At 45.2% G+C, this 19,360-nt stretch carries 21 protein-coding genes and 1 pseudogene; 5 read left to right on the plus strand and 17 right to left on the minus strand.

Annotated elements, in window-relative coordinates; all coding sequences use genetic code 11:
- The 8 genes and pseudogenes from QZ938_RS13635 to QZ938_RS13670 form a co-directional block, all read right to left on the minus strand.
- A pseudogene (locus QZ938_RS13635) lies at positions 1-83 on the minus strand (IS1 family transposase); the annotation flags it as partial.
- 248 nt (positions 84-331) lie between these two features.
- Positions 332-700: a translation initiation factor gene (locus QZ938_RS13640; protein WP_293152125.1), complete on the minus strand. Its 369-nt coding sequence runs from the start codon at positions 698-700 to the stop codon at positions 332-334.
- A 211-nt stretch (positions 701-911) separates the two neighbouring features.
- Positions 912-1,715: a M48 family metallopeptidase gene (locus QZ938_RS13645; RefSeq protein ID WP_293152127.1), complete on the minus strand. Its 804-nt coding sequence runs from the start codon at positions 1,713-1,715 to the stop codon at positions 912-914.
- An 89-nt stretch (positions 1,716-1,804) separates the two neighbouring features.
- On the minus strand, positions 1,805-2,500 hold the full coding sequence (locus QZ938_RS13650) for a TIGR00266 family protein (protein WP_293152129.1): 696 nt from the start codon (positions 2,498-2,500) through the stop codon (positions 1,805-1,807).
- A gap of 169 nt (positions 2,501-2,669) precedes the next feature.
- Positions 2,670-3,350, minus strand: coding sequence for a TIGR00266 family protein (locus tag QZ938_RS13655; RefSeq protein WP_293352015.1), 681 nt, complete (start codon positions 3,348-3,350; stop codon positions 2,670-2,672).
- A 36-nt stretch (positions 3,351-3,386) separates the two neighbouring features.
- Positions 3,387-4,046 carry a TIGR00266 family protein gene (locus QZ938_RS13660; protein ID WP_293338784.1) on the minus strand — a complete coding sequence of 220 codons (660 nt, stop codon included), beginning with the start codon at positions 4,044-4,046 and terminating at the stop codon, positions 3,387-3,389.
- A gap of 202 nt (positions 4,047-4,248) precedes the next feature.
- A complete protein-coding gene (locus tag QZ938_RS13665) occupies positions 4,249-4,641 on the minus strand; it encodes a nuclear transport factor 2 family protein (protein ID WP_293152137.1) in 393 nt (130 codons plus the stop codon).
- 239 nt (positions 4,642-4,880) lie between these two features.
- Positions 4,881-5,030 (minus strand): hypothetical protein, encoded by a 150-nt coding sequence (locus QZ938_RS13670; protein WP_293352017.1) that lies wholly within the window; start codon positions 5,028-5,030, stop codon positions 4,881-4,883.
- Here QZ938_RS13670 and trpB point away from each other — a divergent pair.
- From trpB to QZ938_RS13685, 3 genes are all read left to right on the plus strand, one after another.
- Positions 5,020-6,264: a tryptophan synthase subunit beta gene (gene trpB / locus QZ938_RS13675; RefSeq protein WP_293152142.1), complete on the plus strand. Its 1,245-nt coding sequence runs from the start codon at positions 5,020-5,022 to the stop codon at positions 6,262-6,264. The genes QZ938_RS13670 and trpB overlap by 11 nt on opposite strands.
- Positions 6,265-6,731: 467 nt before the next feature.
- Positions 6,732-7,241: a CAP domain-containing protein gene (locus QZ938_RS13680; protein WP_293152145.1), complete on the plus strand. Its 510-nt coding sequence runs from the start codon at positions 6,732-6,734 to the stop codon at positions 7,239-7,241.
- 114 nt (positions 7,242-7,355) lie between these two features.
- A complete protein-coding gene (locus QZ938_RS13685; RefSeq protein ID WP_293152241.1) occupies positions 7,356-7,994 on the plus strand; it encodes a ribonuclease D in 639 nt (212 codons plus the stop codon).
- A gap of 253 nt (positions 7,995-8,247) precedes the next feature.
- Here QZ938_RS13685 and QZ938_RS13690 read toward each other — a convergent pair whose 3' ends face one another.
- The 4 genes from QZ938_RS13690 to QZ938_RS13705 all read right to left on the minus strand — a co-directional run bounded on the left by QZ938_RS13690 (position 8,248) and on the right by QZ938_RS13705 (position 12,706).
- Entirely contained in the window at positions 8,248-9,426 is a 1,179-nt protein-coding gene (locus tag QZ938_RS13690; RefSeq protein ID WP_363318839.1) for a hypothetical protein, read from the minus strand.
- A gap of 276 nt (positions 9,427-9,702) precedes the next feature.
- On the minus strand, positions 9,703-10,881 hold the full coding sequence (locus QZ938_RS13695) for a transposase (protein ID WP_293352019.1): 1,179 nt from the start codon (positions 10,879-10,881) through the stop codon (positions 9,703-9,705).
- Between the two features lie 335 nt (positions 10,882-11,216).
- Positions 11,217-11,402, minus strand: a complete 186-nt coding sequence (locus QZ938_RS13700) for a hypothetical protein (RefSeq protein ID WP_293352021.1) — start codon at positions 11,400-11,402, stop codon at positions 11,217-11,219.
- Positions 11,403-11,578: 176 nt separating this feature from the next.
- On the minus strand, positions 11,579-12,706 hold the full coding sequence (locus tag QZ938_RS13705) for a HetZ-related protein 2 (protein WP_293352023.1): 1,128 nt from the start codon (positions 12,704-12,706) through the stop codon (positions 11,579-11,581).
- A 216-nt stretch (positions 12,707-12,922) separates the two neighbouring features.
- Here QZ938_RS13705 and glyS point away from each other — a divergent pair, with 216 nt between their 5' ends.
- Complete coding sequence (glyS, locus tag QZ938_RS13710) at positions 12,923-15,082, plus strand: glycine--tRNA ligase subunit beta (RefSeq protein ID WP_293352025.1); 2,160 nt, start codon at positions 12,923-12,925, stop codon at positions 15,080-15,082.
- Between the two features lie 293 nt (positions 15,083-15,375).
- Entirely contained in the window at positions 15,376-16,722 is a 1,347-nt protein-coding gene (gene murD, locus QZ938_RS13715) for a UDP-N-acetylmuramoyl-L-alanine--D-glutamate ligase (protein ID WP_293352027.1), read from the plus strand.
- Between the two features lie 250 nt (positions 16,723-16,972).
- On the opposite strand, the gene QZ938_RS13720 is transcribed toward murD, so the two are convergent.
- From QZ938_RS13720 to QZ938_RS13740, 5 genes are all read right to left on the minus strand, one after another.
- On the minus strand, positions 16,973-17,128 hold the full coding sequence (locus tag QZ938_RS13720) for a hypothetical protein (RefSeq protein WP_293352029.1): 156 nt from the start codon (positions 17,126-17,128) through the stop codon (positions 16,973-16,975).
- A gap of 157 nt (positions 17,129-17,285) precedes the next feature.
- Positions 17,286-17,648 (minus strand): hypothetical protein, encoded by a 363-nt coding sequence (locus tag QZ938_RS13725; RefSeq protein WP_293152169.1) that lies wholly within the window; start codon positions 17,646-17,648, stop codon positions 17,286-17,288.
- Positions 17,617-17,799, minus strand: coding sequence for a hypothetical protein (locus QZ938_RS13730; protein ID WP_293152172.1), 183 nt, complete (start codon positions 17,797-17,799; stop codon positions 17,617-17,619). Before QZ938_RS13730 ends, QZ938_RS13725 begins: the two co-directional genes overlap by 32 nt.
- Positions 17,800-17,873: 74 nt before the next feature.
- Positions 17,874-18,293, minus strand: coding sequence for an MAPEG family protein (locus tag QZ938_RS13735; RefSeq protein ID WP_293152175.1), 420 nt, complete (start codon positions 18,291-18,293; stop codon positions 17,874-17,876).
- 166 nt (positions 18,294-18,459) lie between these two features.
- A complete protein-coding gene (locus QZ938_RS13740; protein WP_293152178.1) occupies positions 18,460-19,119 on the minus strand; it encodes an SGNH/GDSL hydrolase family protein in 660 nt (219 codons plus the stop codon).
- Between the last annotated feature and the right edge of the window lie 241 nt (positions 19,120-19,360).

Consider the following 19,360-nt stretch of genomic DNA (forward strand, 5'->3'; position numbering starts at 1 on the left):
CATTGGACACAAATGTGATTTTGTTTTCCTTTCTTCTTGCCGTTTTTACGGATATGGGTTGATTTACATTCAGGGCATTGCATAAATTATTCCTCCTATTCATACTCTAACTCAGCAACGCCGAAGTTGTTTGTAGTGCGGACTTCAGTCCGTTCTTCCACAATCCTAAATCAAAAGGATAGAACTTATGTACGAGAGGCCTAGAAACCGGTTTTTTTTTGCGAAAATACTGGTTCCCACCTGCCGATTCAGCAAAAAAACCCGGTTTCTTTGATATGCGCGCGATCGACCCTGAGTAACTCAATTTTTGACTGCGAACTTAGAATTGAGATTAACCTCCGCTAATTTTAGCTTTATAACCCAATTTTGTCAGGAGTTCGAGGAGCTTTTGCTTGTGTTCGCCTTGAATTTCAATGTCATTATCCTTAACTGTACCGCCCGTGCCGCATTGGGCTTTTAGCTGCTTCGCTAAATTTGCTAAGGTTTCGGGTTTTTCTTGAAATCCGCTGATGACTGTAACTGTTTTGCCACCGCGTCCTTTTCGGGATGCTTCTACTTTCAAAGTTTGTTGATTTGACGGAACTTCCGGGGTTCCTCGTTCGAGAGCAGCCGAGTTTTCGTAGTTGCCAAACTCAGAGTAAACTACTCGTTTGCCGTCAGTTGTTTTGTTGTCAGAATTTTTGCGTTTGGATGCTGCCATATGTTATAATGCCTGAACTTTTTTACGGGTATTTCTAGTTTTAGGGAATTGGTTTCAACAGTTGACAGTTAACCGTTCGAGAGCGACCTCTAGCTAGAAGGAAGATGAATGGAGTAATGAATAGCCCGATCGTAATTTGTCCGTCAAAGGCGGGCGGGCTTTCAACCAATTCTTTCTGGTAAGGTTGCGATCGCTCGTTGAGACTCTGATATTATGGATTGCTTTTGAGTGTTGCGGGTACTGGCGATCGCTCTTGAATCGGATAGCGGCGTTGGGCGATCGTTTGTGTTAGGGTTAAACTGCGATCGCCCGGTGCCGGATGAGTTGATAACAAAGCAAGATCTAAACGAGATTGTCGCCCTAATCGCTGGAAAAAGTCTGCTGCACCTGCCGCGTGCCCGTAATGGGAAACCAAGAGTTGTAAGCCAAATTCATCGGCTTGGGCTTCCTGACTGCGCGAAAATTGGGCTTTGCTTAAATTGGAAGCGATCGCAGTAGCAAGATTTACCAACCCACCTCCATCGCCTACGAACACCGCTACCACAAATTGTAACGCCAATCCCCGTCCAATTCCCCGCAAATGATCGCGATTGGCGAAATGACCCAACTCATGACCTAAGATCATCATCAACTCGTTTTCCGATTCCAATTGCTTGATTAAACCCCGATAAACAACAATTGTGTCTCCAGGTAAGGCTAGCGCGTTGACAGTATCATCGGGAATGTAAATTAGGCGATAATTGCGATCGATGGTATTTTTTTGTTTAGGTAATTTAGTTTCCAGGCGATCGAGAAGTTGATTCAGGGTATCTTGTGCTGGAGAAGATTCCGCAAGACGTTCGTAAGCCGGGATAACCAACGCCCCCAAACGCTGTTCGAGTTCGGGAGGAATTAATAAAATCAGTCCATCTACCAGTTTGAGACTTCCCCAAAGCAATAAACATCCTAAAGCTAAAAAGATTCCTAATAAGGTTAGCAGTTGCCTGTTGCTTGTGGGTGGATTGCGATCGGTCATAATGTTTTTTAATTATTCTATAGTATAGCAATCTTAAATGATTCAGATAAATTTGTAGGGGTAGTGCCCCCGTGCCTACCCCCTATCAACTAATTGTTCTTTGTCGGTCGGAAGGGATTTAAGAAATTAATCAAAGGAAACAGATTGCGAGACTGTATCCACAGTTTCCCCTGTCCACTGAAACGACAAACTAAGCCTTCTCCACCTAAAATTCCCGTTCTCAAATTTTTCCAGGATAGTCCGCCCAGGACTTCAACATCATACTTCAGCGTATCCTCAAAAGCAACGATATAACCGGTGTCCACGATATAACTTCCATTGACTGGAATTTCCAGAATTGCGCCATAGGAATTAAACCAGATATCACCTTGTCCAGTTGCTTTCAGAAAAAACAATGATTCGCCACTAAAGAAACCTTTTAATCCCTGAAACTTAGTATCAAGATCTACAGTAGGACTCGATGCCACAAAAGCCGAAGATTGCAGCATCAAACTATTGCCATCGAGGTGATAATGTTGAATATCGCCGGGAACTCCAGGCGAAACGTAAAGTATTCCAGAACGTTCCGGTGAAGTAAATTCGCTGATAAACAAAGACTCACCTGCTAACATTCGCGTGAGGCCTTTCATCAAACCTCCTTTGACTTTTGATTTCAGGGTGATGTGACTATCCATCGCTGCCATTCCCGAAGATTCTACCAACACCGTTTGGTTGGCAGGAATTTTGAGTTTTAGTTGGGCATAGGATGGAGAATGTTCGATTGTATATGAGATGTTTTTAGGCATATAAAATTGATATTTGGTAGTTGGTAGTTGGCAGTTGATAGTTTGGTAGGGTGCATCGCTGCGATATCTTAGATAAAAATTGCAGATTATAGATAGCGACGCACCTTAATCGTCAAATCTTCTTCCCTTCTCCTCTCTAATATCATAGGCAATCTAGATACAACACAGCTTACCTGGGAGGTAAACGAGTGCCGACGGCTTGACCGAATGCTGTGGTATTGTGGGTTTGACAGAACAGGCGACCGTTACCTTTAAATCGACAAACTAAACCTTCTCCACCGAGAAATGCACTCACCCAACTACTTCCTGGGGGCTTAGTAATTTCAAACTTTAAACTTTTCTCAAAGGCGACAATATGACCTGTATCAACAATGTATTCTCCTTTGACTGGAACTTCGTAAATTGCGCCAAAGGAACTCAATAGTACATCTCCTTGACCCCCCATATCTAGCCAGAAGATACTTTCTCCAGAAAATATCGATTTGAAGCCTTGAAAACCCAAGTCAATATTAACATCTGGTGTGCTAGCTAAATAAGAACCTGCTTGTACTACTAAGCCACTTTTCCCCATTTGATAGTGCAGCATATCGCCCAACATTTTGGGTGCTAAAAACAATGTATTTTCGGGTGTTGGCGATCGAAAAACACTTAAAAATAGCGACTCTCCGGCAATCATTCGTTTGAGTCCGCCGAGAATACCGCCACCTTTGCCCTGGCGCAATGTCGTACTTGCTTGTACATTGCCACTCATTGCCACCATTGCACCTGCCTCGGCAACGATTTCTTCACCTGCATTTAGAGTGACACGGGCGATTGTGCTGTCGGGTTGTTGTAAAAGTTCAATTTTCATATTTGGTAGTAGGTAATGGATATATTCGCTCGCAACTCAAACTTTAGTTGATAAAAACTGCACTAAACCTTCGATACTTCTCGATTGCAAGTAAATCGTTCCCTTGCCAGTGACTTTATTTACAAACCCTTCCCCGGATGTAATCGAACCTAATAATCCACCTGCCATTTTTATCGACATTTTCATTCCCGATTCGTAAGCTACTAAATGCCCTGTATCGACAATGAAGTCTCCATTGATTTGCTTGCTAGTCAAACCACCATAGGCACCAAAAAATACTGTTCCCTGTCCGCTTGCTTGCAATTTAAATAAGCCTTCTCCCGAAAACCAACTGGCAAATCCAGCCCAGCGCACACCTAATTTGATATCGGGGGTACTGGCAATATAAGCACCGGGTTGAAAGCACAGGTTATTTTCGTAGACTTGAGCTTCGGCAATATCTCCGATTGTCGATTGAGAAAGAACGACTTGGAGAGACTGCCGTGTTGGATTGATAAATCGATTGACGAACAGCGATTCACCACCAAAAAACTTTTTCAATACACCTGACAAAAAACCTCCATTAAATTCTGTTTTCATCGTGAGTGCTGCATCCATTGCTATCATCGCTCCTGATTCAGCAATAATGCTTTCTCCAGGTTCGAGAGTCAGAAAGATTGTGGCAAAAGAAGGTTTATAACGAATGTCGATATCCACGATTTTGGTTTCCTGTTGTGTAACAATAACTAAAGGAAGTGAGAATTGTAGGTCTACGCTTTTAGTTTACTACGATTGAATGAGCCAACTGTTGCGTTCTTCAATAAATTTAACATATTGCATAAGGGGGCGGGTTTATGTAGATTGTTTCTTGGCATTAAATATTATTTGTAAAACCCGCCCCCGCCCAAGGACATCATTGCTAGTTGGAACTTTTTGTCTTTTGAATCATCTCCTCTATTGTTTCGGTTTCGCCAATTTCATAAAGACAAATCAGACCATCCTCAATGGTAAAAATTTGATGAATTGTTGCATCCGCAAGCACATTGCCTTGCAAATCTTTAATAATTTGATGAACGGTGACAATGTTCCGATTGTTTTCGTCAGTCTCAAATTTTAACGTTTCAAGCTCCGGTTGAATATCCTTAAATTGATTTGTCCAATATTCGCGCACCGCATCGCGTCCATAAACGAAACCGCCTTCCACTCCGTTCGCCCATTTCACGTCTGGGCGCATCAACGAGATGATTGTTTCAATTTCGCGTTTGTTAAAAGCATCGTATAAATTTTGCAGAAACTGCTGATTTGAATTCATAATTGTTCACCATTACGAAGTTTCCATTCAATTAGTTTCCCCAACGAGCGGGAACAGGTCAACCTACCAAAAGTAAAGGTCGGGAGATCCTAGTTTCCATTCAATTAGTTTCCCCAGCGAGTGGGGATCCCTCGATTATAAACCCCATACAGCGCAACGTGTCCAGAGGCCATTTGCGAGGACTCCCAAAAATCTCTGTACAAACAACCTCTCATCTACAGAAAAAATCCCTGAAACCCTTACAGGGCAATATCTCGAAGGCTCCGACGAACTTCCGCCATCCTAGCGATTTTTGGCAGCCATCGCAAAATTACCCGATCGCCCGTAGCCCCATCTACTGGATATAATAAAATCTGTCCCATTATCCCCACAAAGTCCGTGACAGTCACTCCCCTGCGTCTCACCACCGAAACCACCGAAACCGCCCAACGCCCCGACTCCCTCGGCAGATTTGGCAAATTCGGCGGCAAATATGTCCCCGAAACCCTGATGCCGGCTTTATTTGAACTCGAAGCTGCTTTTCACAAATACCGCAGCGAGCCCGAGTTTCAACAGCAACTTCAAGGATTACTTAAGGATTATGTCGGCCGCCCCAGCCCTTTGTATTTTGCCGAACGCCTCACGGAGCATTATGCTAAACCAGACGGTACTGGCGCGCAAATTTACCTCAAACGTGAAGATTTAAACCACACCGGAGCTCACAAAATTAACAATGCTTTGGCTCAAGCATTGTTAGCAAAACGCATGGGCAAAAAGCGCGTAATTGCTGAAACTGGAGCCGGACAACATGGTGTTGCTACGGCCACAGTTTGCGCTCGCTTCGGCATACAATGCGTTGTCTACATGGGCGTTCATGACATGGAAAGACAAGCTTTAAATGTATTCAGAATGCGCTTGATGGGAGCGGAAGTTCGCGGTGTTTCTGCTGGTACTGGAACGCTGAAAGATGCAACTTCAGAAGCGATTCGCGATTGGGTAACAAATGTCGAAACAACTCATTACATTCTTGGTTCGGTTGCAGGGCCCCATCCTTACCCGATGATCGTGCGGGATTTCCATGCGATTATCGGTCAAGAAACTCGCAGTCAGTGTCTAGAAAAATGGAACGGTTTGCCGGATATTTTATTAGCTTGCGTCGGCGGTGGTTCTAATGCTATGGGTCTTTTCCATGAGTTTGTTGGGGAAGAAACTGTGCGGTTGATAGGTGTTGAAGCGGCGGGAGAAGGTGTGGATACTGATAAACACGCTGCTACTTTGACGAAGGGAACTGTGGGTGTTCTGCACGGAGCGATGAGTTATTTGTTGCAAGATAATGAGGGTCAAGTGATTGAGCCGCATTCGATTAGTGCGGGTTTGGATTATCCTGGTGTGGGGCCGGAACACAGTTATTTGAAGGATGCTGGTAGGGCTGAATATTATAGTGTAACTGACCAGCAAGCTTTGGATGCTTTTCAGCGTCTTTCGCAGTTGGAGGGGATTATTCCGGCTTTGGAAACTGCTCACGCGATCGCCTATTTGGAGACTCTGTGCCCGCAGCTAACCGGCAGTCCGCGCATTGTCCTCAACTGTTCGGGACGCGGTGACAAAGATGTGAACACTGTAGCGAAGGTTCTGAATATCTAGTTTACCGGAATTTCGGGCGATCGCACTGTAGGAATCTTTTGACAGTTGACAGTTGACAGTTGACAGTTGACAGCTACCTCTACTTAGAAGGAATAGGATTGGAGTAATGAATAGTCTGATTTTAATTTTTCCCTCAAAAGGAGAGGCTTTCAACCAATTCTTTCTGGTAACAATTCAATACGGTTCAGTTAATACTAATTTTTTATGAGGCCCCGTAGAATTCGATCCCCCCAGCCCCCTTTCCAACGGGGAGCAAGAATTCTTTCGTCCCCCTTGGAAAGGGGGATGCGAGGGGGATCGGGATATGTGCAACGACCCATTAAATTGGTATAAGAATGTAATTGCTCAGTACCTCACCTAATTGAGAGGCATCCCAGTCTTCGTGATTGCTTTCTTGAAGCCCAATGAAAGCAGGTCTAATTGAATCGTATTGGGTAACAATTAACTTTATTTGTCGCTAATAGTTCATGTCCAGAGCTTTGGTTTTGATGTCCTTAGGATTGTTGACAATCCTGCCTAATTGTGCCGAGTCCATTCCTGCGCGATCGCTCCCAGAAACTTCCATGAATACTAATATTGCTGCCACGAGTTCAATTGCTGAGTTAGAAAAAGCTGTTAACCAACAGATCAATCAATATCGAGCCTCGAAAAAGTTGCCGCCGCTAACTGTCGATCCGCGAATTAGTCAGATAGCCAGAATTCACAGCGAAAATATGGCGAGTGGGAAAGTTAAATTTAGCCACGATGGATTTGAAGGGCGGGCGAAAGCAATTACTGTTCCCTATCAAAGTGTAGCTGAAAATGTTGCTTACAATTTTGGCTACAGCGACCCGGTTCGCAATGCTGTTGAGGGTTGGATTAAAAGTGAGGGCCACCGCAAGAATATCGAGAGTCAATTTAATTTAACTGGTATTGCGATTGCCAAAAATGCCAAAGGGGAGTATTATTTTACTCAGCTTTTTGTTCGCAGTCGATAGTTGGTTATTTGTTATTGGTTATTTGTTATTGGTTATTTGTACCAATGCCCAATGCCCAATGCCCTGTTTGGCCAATCCCTCCGCTACGCTCCGCCCAATTACCAATTCTCAATGATGGAATTTCCAGATTTTCAAGTGTGCGATCGCGATATCTCCGATGCTCTGCTATCTTATTATTTGACGGCGGAGGCGATCGCCGTTGATACTGAAACAATGGGTTTGATGCCCTGGCGCGATCGCCTGTGTTTAGTACAGTTGTGCGATCCGCAAGGTAAAGTGGCGGCGGTGCGGATTGCTAAAGGCCAGACGGCGGCGCCAAATTTGAAAAAGCTCATGGAAGCTGAAAATATTGAGAAGGTATTTCACTTTGCGCGCTTCGATCTGGCAACAATGCGTTACAATTTAAGTATTGACATTGCACCTGTTTTCTGCACAAAAATAGCTAGCAAGTTAGCCAGAACTTATACTAACAGACACGGACTTAAAGAGTTAATCCAAGAGTTGGAAAAAGTAGAACTCAATAAAACTTCTCAAAGTTCGGATTGGGGAAATTCTGAGCATCTTTCTGATGACCAATTGAGCTACGCTGCTAACGATGTCCGATATTTGCTGGGCGCTAAACAAAAGTTGACTGCTATGTTGCAGCGAGAGGAACGCTGGGAAGTTGCACAGCAATGTTTTGGGTGTTTGCCAGTTTTTGTAACTTTGGATTTGTTGCAGTACGATAAGATTTTCGAGCACGGTTCATCTTAGGTGCGATCGCACAACTGCACTCACATAGGTTGGTAGTGAGGACTTTAGTCCTTCTTCAGATTTGGATCGGGAAGGACTAAAGTCCTCACTACGAACCTAATTATTATGATTATAGGTTGGTAGTGAGGACTTTAGTCCTTCTTCAGTTCGATGAGGAAGGACTAAAGTCCTCACTACCAACCTAATTATTGTTATTTATTTGATCGGGCTAGATTTGAGTTAAAGAAATTTCAAAACTTACAACTATTTCTAATTAGAAGTCCTCGGGATTCTGTGCCTGCATCAAAGCTTCAAGTTGGTCGTCAACATTTCTGACAACTTGTTCCAAAGCGGGTAAACCTTCCAAAGGTAAAGGAGAAAGCCGAGTACGATCGCGAATTTGATTCACTTTCCGCTGCAATTCTTTGGCCAGTTGCAGCGCATCTCGACTCAGAGTAGACAATTGCTGCTGCTGGTAAAACCTCAACGCTGCTCCCCGCAAGACTTGCAGCGTGGCCTCTTCCTTGCCGCCCACGGGCATTACTCGCAAGCGCAACAGCAAATGAGTTTTTCCATAGATGCGTTCTACTTCGACTTGTTTGGGATGTTCCACTGGGGAAACAGGCATATCTGTCAGCCGTTTCAACTCGTCGATGACTTCTTGAAACAGGAAGGGAGAGAGACCTTCGAGGATCGATTTCAAAACGCCGTCTTGACTCCAAAGAATCCTACCTTGGGACTGGTGTCTCTCAAAAAACAGCCTACCGATACCGTCTACGAGCACTCTACCGAGCAATTCTTGCAGCAGTTGGGGCGCGGGTAAAGTTGCCAAAACTTCGACGGGGCTTGACAAGTGCACGGCCTCGACATCCAAAACCGAAAGTTCTGTCGGCGTCAGCAAAACCTGAGCATCGGGAGGTTTCAACCCCTCGGGAACCCGAATGGAGGGTTGGGGTACAGACAGCAGGGTGTCTGCTTCGGAGCTTGATGTTGTTGGTGCGGGATTTATTGGTGTTGGGGCTGGTATCGGTGTTGGGGCTGGTGTGGTTTCTGTCAGGCTGGGTTCTCTGACTTGGTTCCCGTGGAGCAAGTAAGCTGAGAGCATCGAACGCTGAGTTTCCGGGGCAATTTGCTCCGTTGTCACCGAGCAATTCATGTATGCTAAAATCCGCTGCACGTAGTCCAAAGCGGAGTCATCTTGCACATCGACTACGCCCAATTTAAATAGATTGCCTTCTAGAGATAAAGGCAAAACTTGATAGTAAAGGCAAGCTTCAAAGGGAACAACTGTATCGATTAGTTGAAATATTCGATCGGAGTCCATTGTAGTCGCCGAGTCTGTTGAAGATGTATGTACCATTAGCTTCTCTGTAGTCGGAAGCGCGATCGATCGCGCCGCGCCAACCTTATTTATAAAATTCAACCCTGCAACTTCCCTGACGGAGGTATTCATATCAAAACCGGAAGATTTGATGAAAGAAAAATCTTGAGTCTCAGAATTTTCTCTATGCTGTATTCCAGTTTCAAATTATACAGAAGGATTGACAACTAGATGATGGCGGGCGCACTATCGACGAAATATCATCGATCGCCCCAGATTGATTCCCGTGGCTGGCAAAGATCAAATTCTATCTTAATGCCCAAGTATGATAGATACACCACAACCGATGATTGACGGTTGACACTCCCCGCGCATGAATGCGGGGGATTCTTCTCTCAGCGAGCCAACTTACCCAAGTAGGTTTGCACCAACTAGAATAGAGGTCGATTCTCCAGAAGCGTTGCTTGCGTCAAGCGCAAAGGTTCCGGTATGCCCTACCGTACCCAATCCTAAGTTAAGGATGTTAATACCAGCGTTGTGGTCGCGATCTAACTTACAGCCGCATTGACAAATATGAGTGCGCGCAGACAATGACTTTTTCACAATGGATCCACAGCTAGAGCATTCTTGGGACGTGTAGGCAGGATTCACCGCAATAGTTGCCCGTTTAAATACCTTACCAAAATACTCTAGCCAAACTCGAAATTGATACCATCCAGCGTCATTAATTGACTTAGCTAGACAATGATTTTTAACCAGATTTTTGATCCGCAAATCTTCGTAGACTACTACATCGTTAGATGTGATTACGCACCGCGCCAATTTGATAGCATGGTCTTTGCGTTGCCTACTTATTTTGAGGTGAACTCTAGCTAATTTTACTCTAGCTTTACGTCTATTGTTAGAGCCTTTGACTTTGCGAGAAACAAGTCTTTGCGACCGTTTCATTTTTTGTTCACCAGTTCGGTAAAACCGAGGGTTTTCAACCTTGTCGCCCAACGAATCGGTATAAAAAGACTCTAACCCAACATCTAAACCGATAGTTTTATGAGTTGGTTCTATCTTTTCTTCTCGCTCTATTTGGATGCAGAATTGAACGTAGTAGCCATCCGCACGCTTTACTAATCTCACCCGTTTAATCTGGTCTGGTTGATAGAAATTCAGGTCACGAGTGCCTTTCATTTTTAATCTACCAATCCCATTTTTATCGGTGAACGTTATCGATTTGCGATCGTCAGCTAGTTTCCATCCCGATGCTTTATATTCAACCGAGCGATTATCTTTCTGGAATTTTGGGTATCCTTTTTTTCCAGAAACCTTGGCTTTGCAGTTGTCATAAAAACGCGAGATTGCCGACCAAGCACGCTCTGTCGCTGCTTGACGAGCAGTTGAATTGAGTTTGTCCGCAAACGAAAACTCGCGAGCCAATACCGCACTTTGTTTGCTCAAATCGTACTTTCCTGTTTTCGGATCGTCCATCCACAAGCGAATGCACTTATTCCGAATAAACTGCACAGTACGAATTGCCTCGTCAATAGCTGCGAACTGCTCTAACTTTCCGTAGGTTTTGAACTCAAAAACTAGCATCGATTTACTTGGTCTTACGCTAACTACTATAGCGCAAAAATAATTAATAGACAAGGGCAATCTGAAGATTCTAGGCGACGGTCGTCGCAATCGAGTTCATCCCCATGCCTGAAGTCAGGGGCTTTCCTCTCGCTTTTCGGTAACTGCTGAATTGAGGATTGGTTCAAAAATCCTGATTCATGCGATCGTCCTTCTAATATCTTACTCCACGGAGTTCACGGTGAGCATCCCCGATCGCGATCGTCCGTCAATTTTAGATTTTAGATTTTAGATTGACTCCTTTAGATGAATCTGGGATGTGGATCTTTGGTCTAAAATTTGGGGATCAGCACGATTTAAGTACGTGGGACGGTATCCGTTTTTGGGTGGATCGCGGTAGCAGTTGCGATATCCCGATCGATATTACCTGATTCGATCGCGATCGAACGATCGATCGCGGTTTCCACGGAGAAACTCGCAGCACCAGCGCGGCTGTTGGGGAATTGATTTGTAGCGCGAATTCGGAAAATTCCTACCGCCAATTAACAATTAGCAATTGCCTGCCACTCATTACCAAAAAGAATTGGTTGAAAGCCCGCCCACCCGATCGGGAGAAATTAAGATCGGGCTATTCATTACTCCAATCCTCGAACTTCGAGGTAGAGGTCGCTATCAAACTGTCAAGCGGTCAATTGTCCCAGGTCAACTGTTGAACAATCTACTCGTTTCGGAGGGATTGAGCTACTAAATAGAGTTTGCTCCACTCGCCGATGACTTGATTGGTTTTTAACTTTAATTCAGAGGCGATCGTCTCTACACTTCTCCCTGCTTTGAGCGATTCTATCAACTGTCGCTGCACCGGCGTGAGATCTTGTAAATATTGCTGCCACTGGGCGGGAGTCAAGCCCAAACTGTGTTCTTGGAGCGAAATTTCCAGCCAGTTAGCAACTAATTCTGGTGCTTGTTTGACCGCAAACACCCGAATCGCGTGGTAACTGACTTTTTCTCGCAAGCGGTAAATTTGTTTGACCGGCACCTTCAAATCCTCAGCAATTGCCTCTTGGGAACGGCCTTGCAGGTAAAGCCGCAGCCATCGCGAAGCCAGCGGATCGACTTCAGCAGTCAAGTAATTCTCAAATTCTTGTTGGACAATCTGCCGCTGAGTTTGCCGTTCTTCCCAAGCTTGATGTTCTCGATAATCCGACATCGCCTGTTCGTCTAGCAGGCTGAGCGGTTCGTCTGTATCGTCAGGTAGAACCTGTTCCGACACCAGCCGCACCCAATCTCCCGCCGGGACTTGCGTCAACCCGCCCCGCTGGGAACGCCGCAGGTAGTTGACGAAGCGGTACACCAGCAGCGGCTGGTTGCGAATCGGCCGCAAGCAGTATTCTTCTGTGCTCGCTAGCAGCAAAGCATTTCGCAAGCGTTTATCTGTTGTGCATTCGGCAATCCAGGCGACTTGCTGCTGGAGGTAGCGATCGGAATTCAGCATTTCCTGAATCACTTCTTGCAGTACCTCTACCGCACTGCGCTGTCTGTCGCGACTCAACGAAACCCACGCTTGGATTTTTTGTCGGAGCACCACCAAACCGCCCAGGCGCCCGATCAAGTTGCGGTAAGCTCTTTCTGGCGCTACTCCTAGATACCGCTGCTGCAAAATTCGATATAAAAAGTCGATCGCCCCAGAAGCAACAGCGAGTTGAGTCGGATTGAGAGAGTCAAATCTTTCTGGCTTGTCTCCCAACAGCCAGCGGACAACACTCTCGCGAGTGCTAGAACTCTCCTGCGGACAATCTTGTTCCAGTCGCGCCTTCCAATCTTGTGCCAGTCTTTCCGCCAAAGTCATGAGGTGTTGAGCTATTGTCTTTCACCCCGATTTTACGTGGTATGCTGGTCATTTGACTCTTTTTTGAATCTAATTAGAGTTCCACACCAGTAAAATCATTCTGTAATGTTATCGCGATCGCCATTCCAGGCTTTTTTTGATTGCCGATCGCTAATTTTTGTAATGATTGAACGGGCAAATGAATTGCCTATTGACAAAACTACCTAACTATGTTATATGCCTAACTTTTTATTAGAACTCGGTACCGAAGAATTGCCCGCATCTTTTGTTGCAGGTAGCGTCCAACAGTGGCAGGAACTCGTACCTGCAACTCTGGCAGAACAATCTTTGACAAATAACTCAATTAATGTATACGCAACTCCGAGACGTTTGGCCGTTCTTGTTAAAGGACTGCCACTCAAGCAATTAGACAGAGAAGAAGAGGTAAAAGGGCCGCCCGCAAGTTCGGCTTTTAAAGATGGCAAACCTACGAAAGCAGCCGAAGGTTTTGCGAAAAAACAAGGCGTAGAAATCGATGCTTTGGAAGTTCGCGCTACCGATAAAGGCGATTTTGTGTTTGTTCTCAAACAGATTCCGGGGCGGATGACGGCGGATATTTTGGTCGAACTTGTGCCGCAGTGGATTAATAAGTTAGAAGGCAAAAGATTTATGCGGTGGGCTGACGGAGATTTGAAGTTTCCGCGCCCGATTCGATCGATCGTGGCACTGTTTGATGATACTGTACTCCCAATTACCTTAGTGAGCGGCTCGGATACCGTCGAGAGCGATCGCATTTCCCAAGGACATCGGGTGTTGTACACCCCTGGTAAGGAGGGGGTTTCGATTCCGCAAGCCGAGAATTATGTCGAGTGTCTGCGAGCTGCTGGCGTGGAAGTCGATCGCACGCAGCGCAAAATCCAAATTCAAGCACAAGTAGAAGCCGCCGCCACCAAACAAGGCGGTTACGCCGACATTACCGAAGATTTGTTAGAAGAAGTTACCGACTTAGTAGAATGGCCCAACGCCGTAGTCGGCAAATTTGACGACGGTTTTTTGATGTTACCGCCGGAAGTAATCACCACAATTATCGTCACCAACCAGCGCTATTTTCCAATTCTCAAAAGCCCAGAATTCCCCGAACTCCTCCCCTATTTCATTACAATTTCCAACGGCGATCCGGCAAAATCGGCGATAATTGCCGCAGGTAACGAGCGAGTCGTGCGGGCGAGATTGGCAGACGGTCAGTTTTTCTACAAAGCAGACTTGGTAAAGCCTCTAGAGGATTATTTGCCAAAGTTGGAGACGGTCACTTTCCAGGAAGATTTGGGGACAGTGCGCGCAAAGGTCGATCGACTGTGCAAGATTGCCTCTCTCATCACCAAGCAACTGCAAATCACAGCAGCAGAACAAGCTTACATAGAAAGAGCAGCATTGCTTTGCAAAGCCGACCTCGTAACCCAAATGGTTTACGAATTTCCCGAAATGCAAGGAATCATGGGGCAGAAATACGCCTTAGCCTGCGGCGAACCGGAAGCCGTAGCCACAGCAATTTTTGAGCATTATTTGCCCAAAGGTGCGGGCGATAATTTGCCGCAAACTCTCACAGGTCAAGTTGTCGCAATCGCCGATAAATTAGATACATTAGTCAGCATCTTCGGCTTGGGAATGCTGCCGAGTGGTTCCTCCGATCCCTTCGCCCTGCGCCGCGCAGCCAATGCAATAACTAACATTATTTGGGCGGCTCAGTTACCAATCAATTTGCACCAACTACTTGCAGAAGTTGTCGCAGAATTTACCGCGGTGCGCCCCCAAACATCGGCGGAGTTGCTATCGCAATTATACGAGTTTTTCCTGCAAAGAATTCGCACCTTGTTGCAAGAAGAAAATAACGTAGATTACGATTTAGTGAATGCTGTTTTGGGAGAAAACGACCCAGAATATACTGAACGAGCATTGAGAGATTTGTTGGACGCGCTGGAAAGAGCAATTTTCCTGCAACAAATCCGCAATGACAAGACTTTGGATCTGATTTACGAAACAGTCAACCGTTCCACTCGTTTGGCGGCTCAAGGTGATTTGGATAAGGTAGAATTGGAACCGAAAACGGCAGTGAAACCCGAGTTATTTCAAAAGTCTTCCGAACAAGCTTTTTACGATGCTGTGGTGCAGTTAGTGCCGCAAACTCTGCTATCGAAGCAAACTCGGAATTACCAACAGTTGGTAGACAGTTTGACTGAGATTGCTCCCGCTGTAAGCAGCTTTTTTGACGGCCCAGAAAGCGTTTTGGTGATGGATCCCGACCCTGAAATTAAGCGCAATCGCTTGAATTTACTGGGTTTGTTGCGGAATCACGCGCGGGTGTTGGCAGACTTTGGGGCGATCGTCAATCGATTTTAGACGAGGTACGTAGTTGCGCTTCAGCGCTCTTTCATACATAAAGGTACGTTGTTGCGCTTCAGCGCTCTTTCTTATATAGCGGGTGTTGGCTGACTTTAGGGCGATCGTCAATCGATTTTAGACGAGGTACGTAGTTGCGCTTCAGCGCTCTTTCATCTATATAAATAAGAGCGCTTAAGCGCAACAACATACCTTTTTTCGTAAATTAAGCATAATGGCCAATAGGCAAAAATTCATGCAAGGTTAAGATATAAACTTATAAAACCAGAGAAATTCGCTCCATCACATAACTTATGCCGATCGCTCATATAATTGGATTAGGAAAATCAGGAATTGCCGCCGCCAGACTGCTCAAACGCGAAGGATGGGAAGTAACGCTGAGCGATCGCTCATCTTCCCCAAACTTGCTCGAACAACAACAGCAACTAGCTAACGAAGGCATCAACCTAGAGTTAGGTAAATCTTTTGAACCTGACAAATCCATAGAATTAGTAGTAGTAAGTCCGGGCGTTCCTTGGGATATTCCAGCATTAGTACGCGCCCGAGAATTGGGAATTGAAACCATCGGAGAAATGGCTCTCGCGTGGCGCTATCTCAAATCTCCTTGGGTAGCAATTACTGGTACTAACGGCAAAACTACAACTACTGCTTTAATTGCTGCGATTTTTGCCGAAGCAGGGCTTTATGCTCCCGCTTGCGGCAACATTGGCTATGCTGCGTGCGAATTAGCTTTAGCCGAGAAACCGCCGGATTGGGTAATCGCAGAAATCAGCAGCTATCAGATAGAATCATCGCCGTCTGTAGCGCCGCGCATCGGAGTTTTGACGACTTTGACGCCGGATCACCTCAGCCGCCACAAAACTTTAGAAAATTACTACAACATTAAAGCCCATTTGCTAAAAAATTCGGAATTGCAAATCATCAACGGTGACGATCCTGGTTTGCGGCAGCAAGGAGTTGACATTTGGCCGGATGCGTGTTGGACGAGTGTCAAAGGTGAAAAAGAATTGTTGGGAAAACGCAGTTTTGGAGCCTACATCGAAGACGGTTGGGTAATCGCTCAAGGCGATAAAATTTTGCCTGCTGAGTCTTTGCGGATGGTGGGCGAACACAATTTGCAAAATTTGTTGATGGCTGTGGCGGCGGCTAATTTGGCGGGGATAGATCAAAGTGCGATCGCCCGGGCGATCGCGAAATTCCCCGGAGTGGCGCACCGCCTCGAACACATCCGCACCTGGGAAGGCATAGATTTCATCAACGACAGCAAAGCGACTAATTACGATGCGGCGCAAGTCGGGTTAGCTGCTGTCAGCGCGCCGGCGATTTTGATTGCGGGTGGCGATCCCAAAGAGGGCGACGATCGCGCTTGGATTGATACAATTAAGGCGAAGGCTGTTGCAGTGCTGTTAATTGGGGATGCAGCGGGCATTTTTAGCGATCGGCTGGAACAAGCAAATTATAACGCTTGGGAAATCGTCGAAACAATGGAAAGAGCAATTCCCAGAGCCGCAGAATTAGGCAAACAAAACAAAGCTAAAGTCGTACTGCTTTCGCCAGCCTGCGCCAGCTTCGATCAATACCAAAGCTTCGAGCAGCGCGGCGATCATTTCCGTCAATTGTGTCTCGAATCCCTAGCTTAGAAATGACAATTAAATAACTTATAGCGGTTCTCAGAAAGATGAGGTATGTTGTTGGGCTTCAGCCCTCTTAGTCTAAGCGGTTATACAAGCTATCACGCATACCTTACCTTGTTGAGAAAGGCTGTAAAACTTGATGGTTATTGTGGGAGGGGCGTCCCGCCCGTCATGAAAGAACGGGCGGGACGCCCATCCCACTTTCAAGAGTGTAAATTATTTAATTTGCGATCCTTAGTCCTAAATGCGCCAGCCCTCAAACACTCTTCCAAATATCCTTAATTCTAGCCTGCTGTTCCCATTCAAGATCGTGAAAAACCAGCATCATTTCCTCATGAGTGTAATCAATAATAATCGCAGCCAACTGAGCCACCGTTTCCGCTTCCAGCATAGCTAGTTTCAATTTTGTCATTACTTCTTTATCCATTAACGCCAACACTTTAATCTTGACCTCATATCGTGTCCGAGCGATTAACCTCAATCAGATTAGTTCGCACGTACCAACTTAACTCTGCACGTGCGAGCCGTTTTTATGATGGTCATTGACCGGATATGATAGCATTGTTATGTTATTTTTGTCTGCAAATCTCTTTTAATTTTCGATTCAAACTGCTAGCCTGAACCCAATTAAAATTATCAAAATACCGCGAGGACACTTGAAAATCTTCGTCACAAAGCTCAGAAAGCAATTTTTCATCAATCTCCAGAATCTTATCTTGGGAAGTGGTATTTTTTCGCAACAAAGCTGCGATTTCCCTTTCTATTTGGCGGTTTCCTTGCTGAAAGAAATCTTGAGAGTTAGAACGAAACAAACCGCTATTGATTTGCTGAATTTGGCTTGGTGTCACCGATTGAGCCGAGACAGCAGCCGGAAATGCCAAGGATGCTGCTAGCCACCAGCTAGGAATTATTTGTTTGAGAATGCTGTTCATCACTATCGGGAGGACTTTTTACCTCTATTTGTTTTTCTTCTTCTGACTCGCTGGCTAATTCATCTTCTAGTGCGAGTTTTTCTTGCCACTCGGTAAGCTGTTGAAAAAGTTGCTGGTTAATTTGAAATACGGGTTTATTTGTTTCTGACATATTTAATCCTGAACGAGATTGAAAGAGTTAGATTTACATAAAAAGGTGCGCGAGGCGCACCCTACTAATATCAATTATAGCTGTGAAACTTTCAGCAGCGACATGATTGTGCCAATTAAGGAACCGCCCAACAGAGCTAAAGTGGCTAAGGTACTAATGCCAAATCCTGCCGCTCGTTTTTCGGCAGCTTGATAGTAACCCCAAGCAAACAAAATGCGTCCAATTATCCAAACTGCACCGATACCGGCGGCCCAAAGTGGGCTGACAAATTGCGAAAACAGCCATAGCGAGGGCAAAAATAGAATCATTTGCTCTAAGGTATTTTGCTGAACTCGCAACACTCGTTCAAAGTCCGGGTTTCCGGTCATCTGCGGGGGAGAAACTTTGTATTTGAATCTGGCTCTGCCGACGTTGATGGTAACAATGAAATAGAGAATTAATGCTGAAACAGTAATTAGACTAGGCCAGACTGTGGCGTTTGCTTCTGCGAGCATGATTCGGTATTATTGGGTTAGAGTAGATATATTCATTATACTATTTTTGTAATATTTTTAGATATCCTGACATATTATTTATGACTTCTTTTAGTAGTCACATCCGACACTTTATGATGCGAAAGCGACGATTGTAAACTGAGTCTCATCCAGCATCGGGAATTGGTTAACTTAGGTGCGCTGACAGACAAGCTTCCAGAGCACCAGCCATTTTCCGAAATCCTTCTCGGTTGGGATGAACGCCATCGGGGAGATCGTCTAGGCTGAGGATCTTATATAAATCAACAAAATCTATGGGCTTCCCTGCTTGTTGTTTTTCCTTGACTAAGTCCTCGCTCTTTTGATTGTATTGTATAACTCGCTGATTTAAGGTGGGTTCAGACATCGGCGGAATTGAAGCGAGAAAGAGTTTGACATTGGGTGCTGTTTGAAAAATGCGATCGAGTAATTGGTTGAGGTAATAGCTTGCAGTTTCCACTTGATGCAATTGTGCGATATTATTGGTGCCGATGAGGAGCAAAATAATATCCGGTTGGAAGGTTTGCAGCCAATCAGCAACTCGATCGCAAATTTCTTCGATCCGCCAACCGGAATGTCCCTCGTGATGCTGAGAGAGTAAGGTTTCGGGGCCGTTGCTTAGGGAACCGACAAACTCAATAGCATAGCCTCGATTCTCCATTGCAGGCTGTAAGTCGATGCGATATCCTCCTGGTACGAAGTATCCATCGGTAATTGAGTCGCCTAGGGGCATGATTTTGATGGGACGATTTCCCGGTGAATCGTTGTTGCTGGAGAGGCTTGAAGGATGAGAAGTTTGATTTCCCACGACTATATTTGATAAATAACTAAGTTAACTAAGCTTAAGTTTGTAGTGAGGACTTCAATCCTTTTTCCTTTGTCGGAAGAAGGACTAAATTCCAGTTTGTAGTGAGGACTTCAGTCCTTTTTCCTTTGTCGGAAGAAGGACTAAAGTCCTCACTACGAAACTGAAGAAGGACTAAAGTCCTCACTACGAACCTGTCGGAAGAAGGACTAAAGTCTTCACTACGAACCTGTCGGAAGAAGGA

Source organism: Microcoleus sp. CAWBG27, assembly GCF_020883145.1.
In the GTDB taxonomy this organism is placed as follows: domain Bacteria; phylum Cyanobacteriota; class Cyanobacteriia; order Cyanobacteriales; family Microcoleaceae; genus Microcoleus.

Bases quoted from the DNA above. Each gene is read 5' to 3' on its own strand.
- murD (WP_293352027.1), top strand. From the start codon at position 15,376: ATGCCGATCGCTCATATAATTGGATTAGGAAAATCAGGAATTGCCGCC.
- glyS (WP_293352025.1), top strand. From the start codon at position 12,923: ATGCCTAACTTTTTATTAGAACTCGGTACCGAAGAATTGCCCGCATCT.
- QZ938_RS13705 (WP_293352023.1), bottom strand. From the start codon at position 12,706: ATGACTTTGGCGGAAAGACTGGCACAAGATTGGAAGGCGCGACTGGAA.
- QZ938_RS13695 (WP_293352019.1), bottom strand. From the start codon at position 10,881: ATGCTAGTTTTTGAGTTCAAAACCTACGGAAAGTTAGAGCAGTTCGCA.
- QZ938_RS13730 (WP_293152172.1), bottom strand. From the start codon at position 17,799: ATGTCAGAAACAAATAAACCCGTATTTCAAATTAACCAGCAACTTTTT.
- QZ938_RS13650 (WP_293152129.1), bottom strand. From the start codon at position 2,500: ATGCCTAAAAACATCTCATATACAATCGAACATTCTCCATCCTATGCC.
- QZ938_RS13735 (WP_293152175.1), bottom strand. From the start codon at position 18,293: ATGCTCGCAGAAGCAAACGCCACAGTCTGGCCTAGTCTAATTACTGTT.
- QZ938_RS13640 (WP_293152125.1), bottom strand. From the start codon at position 700: ATGGCAGCATCCAAACGCAAAAATTCTGACAACAAAACAACTGACGGC.
- QZ938_RS13680 (WP_293152145.1), top strand. From the start codon at position 6,732: ATGTCCAGAGCTTTGGTTTTGATGTCCTTAGGATTGTTGACAATCCTG.
- QZ938_RS13655 (WP_293352015.1), bottom strand. From the start codon at position 3,350: ATGAAAATTGAACTTTTACAACAACCCGACAGCACAATCGCCCGTGTC.
- QZ938_RS13665 (WP_293152137.1), bottom strand. From the start codon at position 4,641: ATGAATTCAAATCAGCAGTTTCTGCAAAATTTATACGATGCTTTTAAC.
- QZ938_RS13685 (WP_293152241.1), top strand. From the start codon at position 7,356: ATGGAATTTCCAGATTTTCAAGTGTGCGATCGCGATATCTCCGATGCT.
- QZ938_RS13725 (WP_293152169.1), bottom strand. From the start codon at position 17,648: ATGAACAGCATTCTCAAACAAATAATTCCTAGCTGGTGGCTAGCAGCA.
- QZ938_RS13720 (WP_293352029.1), bottom strand. From the start codon at position 17,128: ATGACAAAATTGAAACTAGCTATGCTGGAAGCGGAAACGGTGGCTCAG.
- QZ938_RS13690 (WP_363318839.1), bottom strand. From the start codon at position 9,426: ATGAATACCTCCGTCAGGGAAGTTGCAGGGTTGAATTTTATAAATAAG.
- QZ938_RS13645 (WP_293152127.1), bottom strand. From the start codon at position 1,715: ATGACCGATCGCAATCCACCCACAAGCAACAGGCAACTGCTAACCTTA.